Origin of the sequence: Nitrosopumilus sp., from assembly GCF_025699125.1 — an archaeon.
Taxonomy (GTDB): Archaea; Thermoproteota; Nitrososphaeria; order Nitrososphaerales; family Nitrosopumilaceae; genus Nitrosopumilus.
The window spans coordinates 334,329-340,985 of the sequence record NZ_JAILWC010000003.1; the positions used below are offsets into that span (position 1 = coordinate 334,329).

A 6,657-nucleotide genomic window follows, 5' to 3' on the forward strand; every position below is an offset into this window, starting at 1 on the left:
TTTTTTGTGAACATAGATACTACTCCTGAACTTGTTTCAAATGTTTATTCAAAAATAAAAGAAAATATTGCAAAATATAGAAAAGTTGTAGGAAAACCTCTAACACTTACTGAGAAAATTTTATCTGGACATCTTTATGAAATTCCTGACAATACTATTGCTGGTGGAAAAGATTATGTTTTTCTAAAACCTGATCGAGTTGCATTACAAGATGTCACAGGTCAAATGGTGATGCTTCAATTTATGCAGGCCGGATTAAAACAGTCAGCTTTACCAACAACTGTTCACTGTGATCATCTGATACGAGCTGAAGTTCAAGGTGATGTTGACATGAAGGTTTCTCTTGATGAAAATAGTGAAGTTTTCAAATTTTTACAATCAGCTGCTGCGAAACATGGATGTGGCTTTTGGAAACCCGGTGCTGGAATCATACATCAGGTAGTTCTTGAAAATTATGCATTTCCAGGCGGATTAATGATTGGTACAGATTCGCATACTCCGAATGCTGGAGGATTGGGAATGATTGCAGTTGGTGTAGGTGGATTGGATGCAGCTGAAACAATGGCGGGATTGCCTTGGGAATTACTTTATCCAAAAAAAATTGGTGTTAAATTAACTGGGGAACTAAATGGGTGGACAGCACCTAAAGATATTATCTTAAAAGTAGCTGAAGAACTAACTGTCTCTGGAGGAACTAATTCAATTGTTGAATATTTTGGTCCTGGTACAAAATCTATCAGTTGTACTGGAAAAGCCACTATTACAAATATGGGTGCGGAAATTGGAGCGACTTGTTCAATTTTTCCATATGATGAAAGAATGGAAACTTATCTAAAATATACAAACAGAGAAAAAATTGCTGAACTAGCAAATCAAAATAAAGAATTACTTGTTGCTGATCCTGAAATTGAATCCAATCCGGAAAACTTTTTTGATCAAATAATTGAAATTAATCTTTCTGCATTGGAGCCTCATATTGTTGGCCCTCATACTCCTGATTTAGCAAGATCAATTTCCGAATTAGGCAATGATGTAAAATCAAATGATTACATTGATCCAATATCTGTCGCACTAATTGGAAGTTGTACAAATTCCTCTTACGAAGATATGTCTAGAGTTGCAAGTATTGCAAAACAAGCAAAAGAAAAAGGAATCAAATCAAAAATTCCGCTATTAATTACACCTGGTTCTGAACAGATTCGTGGAACTATTGAACGAGATGGTCAAATGGATTCTCTTAAAGAAATTGGTGCAACCGTTCTAGCAAATGCATGCGGTCCATGTATTGGACAATGGAATAGGCCTGAATTAAAAAATGAAGAAAAAAATACTATCGTTACTACATTCAACAGAAACTTTCCAGGAAGAAATGATGGACGCAGAAACACACTGAACTTTATCGGCAGCCCGGAAATGATTATTGCTCTTGCATTGGGAGGACGATTGTCGTTTAATCCTCTCAAAGATGACCTCATCGCAGCCGACGGAACAAAATTCAAACTAGATCCTCCAAAACCTGCACCAGAAGTTCCTGAAAATGGATTTAAGATTCCTGAAGGAATTTTTATTGCACCTCCTGAAAATTCAGATGATATCGAAGTAATTATTGATCCTAATAGTAAAAGATTGCAACTCTTAGAACCCTTTTCAAAATGGAATGGACAAGACTTTGTAGATTTACCAATATTGGTAAAAGCTAAAGGAAAATGTACAACTGACCATATTTCTCCTGCTGGAGCGTGGTTATCTCTTAGGGGTCATTTAGATAATCTCAGTGATAACATGCTTCTGGGAGCCGTTAATGCCTTTAATGACGAAGTAGGTAAAGGTAAGAACATTCTCAATAACCAACTTGAATCATTTTCAAAAATTGCAAGACAGTTCAAAGAAAAACAAATGAGATGGGTGATAATAGGTGATAATAATTACGGAGAAGGTAGTAGTAGAGAACATGCTGCAATGTCTCCTAGATATCTGGGATGTGCAGCAGTAATCACCAAGAGCTTTGCTAGAATTCACGAAACAAATTTGAAAAAACAAGGAATTTTGGCACTTACATTTAGTAATTCTGATGATTATGAAAAAATTCTAGAAGATGATAAAATTAGTCTTCTTAAATTAAATGAGTTGGAACCACATAAACAAGTAAAATGTATTATTTCTCATAATGATGGAAATACAGATGAAATTTTACTAAACCATTCGTACAATAAATCTCAGATTGAATGGTTCAAAGCTGGTTCTGCACTAAATGTTCTAAGAAACAGATGATGAAATTTTACGTGGGGTCGGACCCAGTGGACCGGATAGGATTCACATACATTTTGGGGATGAAATGGATGCAGATAGCCTCAAATCCATCTTTTCCAAAAAATGATTGGACAAAATGAAATTTAATCTAAGAAAATTTGGGCTGGTTCTAGGGCCAGTACTATTTTTTCTAATCCTATTTATGCCCACACCAGATGGAATGTCCGATGCGGCAAAAGGAGTTTTTGCAATTTCTGTATGGATGATTGTTTGGTGGATTACAGAAGCTATTCCAATTTATGCCACTGCATTACTACCTATGGGATTAATTCCGATACTTGGAATATTGCCATTAAAAGAGATTGCAGCAGAATACATGCACCCAATTATTGTCTTATTACTTGGAATGTTCATGATAGCACTAGCAATTGAAAAATCTGGCTTGCATAAAAAAATTGCATTTGAATTAATATCTGTATTCGGATATTCTCCAAAGAAAATTGTATGGGGATTTATGATTACAACAGCGTTAATCTCTACGGTAGTTATGAGCACTACCGTTGTTTTGATATTACTTCCAATCACAGGAGTAATCCTAGCAGCATTATCTAAAACAAATTATGTCACAACAAAATTCAAAGTAATCTTCATGTTATCTATCGCATATTCATCATCAATTGGCAGTGTAGCAACTTTGATTGGGGCACCGCCAAATTTGCTTTATGCTGCAACAGTAATGGAGATGTTTGCCCACAAAGTTACATTTGCAGAATGGTCCATGCTTGGAGTCCCGCTTTCAGTCTCAATGTTGGTTCTTTGTGGACTGTACATGACCACCCAAATTGGAAAAAGTAATTTTGAGACAACATCTGAAATCAAAAGAACATTACTTTTAGAAAAATCCAAAATTGGAAAAATTACAATGGAGCAAAAAACAGTGCTTGCCGTATTGTTGGGAGTGATGGTTTTGATGTTTACTATGCCTTTATGGCAGCCTGAGAATTCTTTTATTACAAATTCAGTAATTGCTATTTTGGGCGGGATCTCCCTCTTTGTTTTGCCAAAAACCCGTTCTGAAAGTTTAATGAATTGGGCTGGAATTGAAAGACTTCCCTATGGACTATTATTCTTACTTGGTGGAGGATTTGCATTATCTTTAGCATTTGTGGATTCTGGATTGGCTAATTGGATTGCTCATGCTCTTGCATTTGTTGGAGACTATCCATTTGAGTTAGTAATTCTTGTGCTAGTTGCAATGATCATGTTTCTAACAAATGTCAAATCAAATACAGCTACTGCTGCAATTTTCATTCCAATAGTTGGAACAATGGCCATGCTAAATAACTGGACTCCGCTGCCTGTTTTGTTTGCAATAACTGTTGCAACATCATTTGCGTTTCTATTACCAATGGGAACACCACCAAATGCCCTAATCTATGAAAAAGCACAGATTCCAATCAAGGCAATGGTAAAACATGGTATGGTTCTCAACATGATGGCAATTGGATTGATTACAACATTCACAATTCTTGTTTCATCAAAAATTCTAATCTAAAAACAACTGGTAGGAATCACTTCTGGTGTTGATCTTTTCTGGTAATTCTTCAATTTGCTTGATTACAGTTTTGGGTTTGGTCGTCACGTATCAATGATTATGTGAATCAAGTATATGAACTCGATAGGAACGTGGGGCCGACCGGAATCGAACCGGCGACCTACGGGTCACTACAGCTCCAAACTTACATCATCCGTGAGTCAGTTTAGCTTAGTTAACCTTTGGAGCCCTTAGCGGTGATCTTTTTCGTAGACACTGTCGCCCTACCAGGCTAGGCTACGACCCCACAAACAAGAATGAAAAAGACTTGAATTTTAAGTTATTTTTAACCAAGATTTATTTGCAATCAACATCAATTTGTAATTGTTAGTTTATCATGATAAAACCAATTTACTTTGCATTAGGCGCAATTCCTGTAATTGTGGCACTTTTAATTTCAGTTCCACTACTTACAAAAAATGAAATTCCTATATCTGCTGCACATTCTTTTGATAAAATTGATATTGAATACACAAAACACCAATTAAAGAAAATATCATATGGGATTACGGAGCGAGTTGGAGCGCAAAAAACAGAAATTCTTTCTATAAAAAATGATGGTGATATCAAGTATTCTGTAACAGAACATGGATACATCCAACCTGATATTCGTTCAAAACTAGATAAAGAAAAACTGGATAAACTAAAAGCCTTGATCAAAGAAACTGGTTTTATTGCAATTCCTTCTGAATCATTTTCAATACTAGAAAATGTAACCGAGTATCAAAAATCAAATGTGAAAATTACTCTCAATGGACATGTAAATCAAATTCATTGGCCTGAACAGAACGCAACATCTGATTTTATTCCTCCGATAATTACTATGGTTGAATCAGAACTTGATCAGATCATTTCTAAAATTGGTGAATAGGTACAAATAGTCTTTAGTGAAAATTAGAATATGCTTCCATTATCTGGTGAACGACTTGATGCTAAAGGGATAATCTCAGATAAAATAAACTCCGTTAACACTTTACGTGGTTCATCCACTGTTAAACGTGGTTTTGCTCATATGCTAAAAAATGGAGTAGTAATGGATGTTACAACTGTAGAACAAGCTCAAATTGCAGAGGAAGCTGGAGCAGTATCTGTTATGGTTTTGGATAAACTTCCATCCGAAGTTAGAAAAGCCGGTGGGGTTGCACGAACTGCAAGTATTAGAATTATTGAAGAAATAATGGATTCTGTAACAATTCCTGTAATGGCAAAATGTAGAATTGGCCATGTCAATGAAGCATTAGTTCTTCAGGAAACTGATGTTGATATGATAGATGAATCAGAAGTTCTAACTCCTGCTGATGAATTTCATCATATTTGGAAATGGGATTTTACAACACCTGTTGTCAATGGTGCTAGATCTTTGGCTGAAGCCTTAAGGAGAATTGAAGAAGGCGCATCAATGATTAGAACAAAAGGCGAACCTGGAACTGGAAATGTTGCAGAAGCTGTTACTCATATTAAAAAAGTCAATGATGAATTAAGAACAATTAAAGCAATTTATGATTCTGGAGATAATCAAGATTTAGTTAGAATTGCAAGAGAATTCAAAGTATCTTATGATATTGTTCAACAAACTGCAAAACTTGGCAGATTGCCGGTTGTAAATTTTGCAGCTGGTGGAATTGCAACTCCTGCTGATGCTGCATATTTGATGTCTCTTGGATGTGATGGAATTTTTGTAGGTTCTGGAATTTTTAATGCAGATGATGCAAAAGAAAGAGCAAGAGCAATAGTTTTAGCTACCACTTTTTGGAATGAATCTGATAAAGTCAAAGAAGCTCAAAAAATGATAGATGAAAGACAATCTATGATAGGCTTGGATGTCAAAACATTAGAATTACGTATGCAAGATCGTGGAGGCTCATCATGAGTCTAAATGTAGGTGTTTTATCTATACAAGGTGATGTTCAAGAAAATCTTTTGTCAGTAAAAGCTGCAATAGATGAATTAGGAATAGATGGTAAAGTAATTGGTGTTAAAACACCTGAAGAAATATCAAAATTAGACGGCTTGATAATTCCTGGTGGTGAAAGTACTACTATTGGCCAACTTTCTTTGGTAAATGGTTCACTAAAGGTTCTAAAAGAAAAAATTGAAAATGGGATGCCTGTGCTTGGAATTTGTGCTGGAATGATTATACTATCAAATTCTGCAAGTGATCGAATTATTGGTAAAACTGATCAACCTCTTTTGAATATTCTTGATATTAAATTAGAGCGAAATTCTTTTGGACGGCAAAAAGAATCTTTTGAAGCTGATGTATCTTTAGATTCAATAGGCATTCCAAAATTCACTGGTGTGTTTATCAGAGCTCCCTCTGTTTCTGATGTTGGATCTGATGTAGAAATTCTATCAAAATTCAACGATCGTATAATTGCAGTCAAAAAAGGCAATGTGATTGGTACGTCTTTTCATCCTGAACTTACTAAAGATTTTTCATTGCACAAATATTTTATCAATCTTGTAAAATCATTAAAAAATTAACAAAAAATGATGATTTGTAAGCAATTCTTTTTAATCATTGATTAGCCGAGCTATTAAAATGAATAAAAAATTTGTGTTGTTTGGTATTTTAGTCGCTATTTTGATGGGTGGTTCCTTTGGACTATTTTCTATTGAAGATTCCTTTGCTGAAGATAATCTTTCTGTAAGTAGAGAAGATTCTGAAGCATATAAAAAACAAATTGAAAAACAAGAAGAACAAAAACAAAAAGCTGAAGAAAGAAAACAAAAACTAGAAGAAAAACAAGAAGAACAAAAACAAAAAGCTGAAGAAAGAAAACAAAAACTAGAAGAAAAACAAGAAGAACAAA

6 protein-coding genes and 1 tRNA gene are annotated in these 6,657 nt (G+C 34.8%); 6 read left to right on the forward strand and 1 reads right to left on the reverse strand.

What is annotated here, in order from left to right; all coding sequences use genetic code 11:
* Positions 1-6: 6 nt before the first annotated feature.
* On the forward strand, positions 7-2,271 hold the full coding sequence (locus K5783_RS09430; RefSeq protein WP_297473937.1) for an aconitate hydratase: 2,265 nt from the start codon (positions 7-9) through the stop codon (positions 2,269-2,271).
* 115 nt (positions 2,272-2,386) lie between these two features.
* Positions 2,387-3,805: a DASS family sodium-coupled anion symporter gene (locus K5783_RS09435; protein ID WP_297473939.1), complete on the forward strand. Its 1,419-nt coding sequence runs from the start codon at positions 2,387-2,389 to the stop codon at positions 3,803-3,805.
* A gap of 132 nt (positions 3,806-3,937) precedes the next feature.
* On the opposite strand, the gene K5783_RS09440 is transcribed toward K5783_RS09435, so the two are convergent.
* Positions 3,938-4,091 (reverse strand) — tRNA-Trp (locus tag K5783_RS09440).
* A 90-nt stretch (positions 4,092-4,181) separates the two neighbouring features.
* On the opposite strand from K5783_RS09440, the gene K5783_RS09445 reads away from it, so the two are divergent.
* The 4 genes from K5783_RS09445 to K5783_RS09460 all read left to right on the forward strand — a co-directional run.
* Positions 4,182-4,715, forward strand: coding sequence for a hypothetical protein (locus K5783_RS09445; RefSeq protein ID WP_297473940.1), 534 nt, complete (start codon positions 4,182-4,184; stop codon positions 4,713-4,715).
* A gap of 30 nt (positions 4,716-4,745) precedes the next feature.
* On the forward strand, positions 4,746-5,714 hold the full coding sequence (gene pdxS, locus K5783_RS09450; RefSeq protein WP_297473941.1) for a pyridoxal 5'-phosphate synthase lyase subunit PdxS: 969 nt from the start codon (positions 4,746-4,748) through the stop codon (positions 5,712-5,714).
* Positions 5,711-6,328 (forward strand): pyridoxal 5'-phosphate synthase glutaminase subunit PdxT, encoded by a 618-nt coding sequence (pdxT, locus tag K5783_RS09455; protein ID WP_297473942.1) that lies wholly within the window; start codon positions 5,711-5,713, stop codon positions 6,326-6,328. Before pdxS ends, pdxT begins: the two co-directional genes overlap by 4 nt.
* Positions 6,329-6,386: 58 nt before the next feature.
* Positions 6,387-6,657, forward strand: a 271-nt coding sequence (locus tag K5783_RS09460) for a hypothetical protein (RefSeq protein ID WP_297473944.1), incomplete at its 3' end; no start/stop codon positions are given.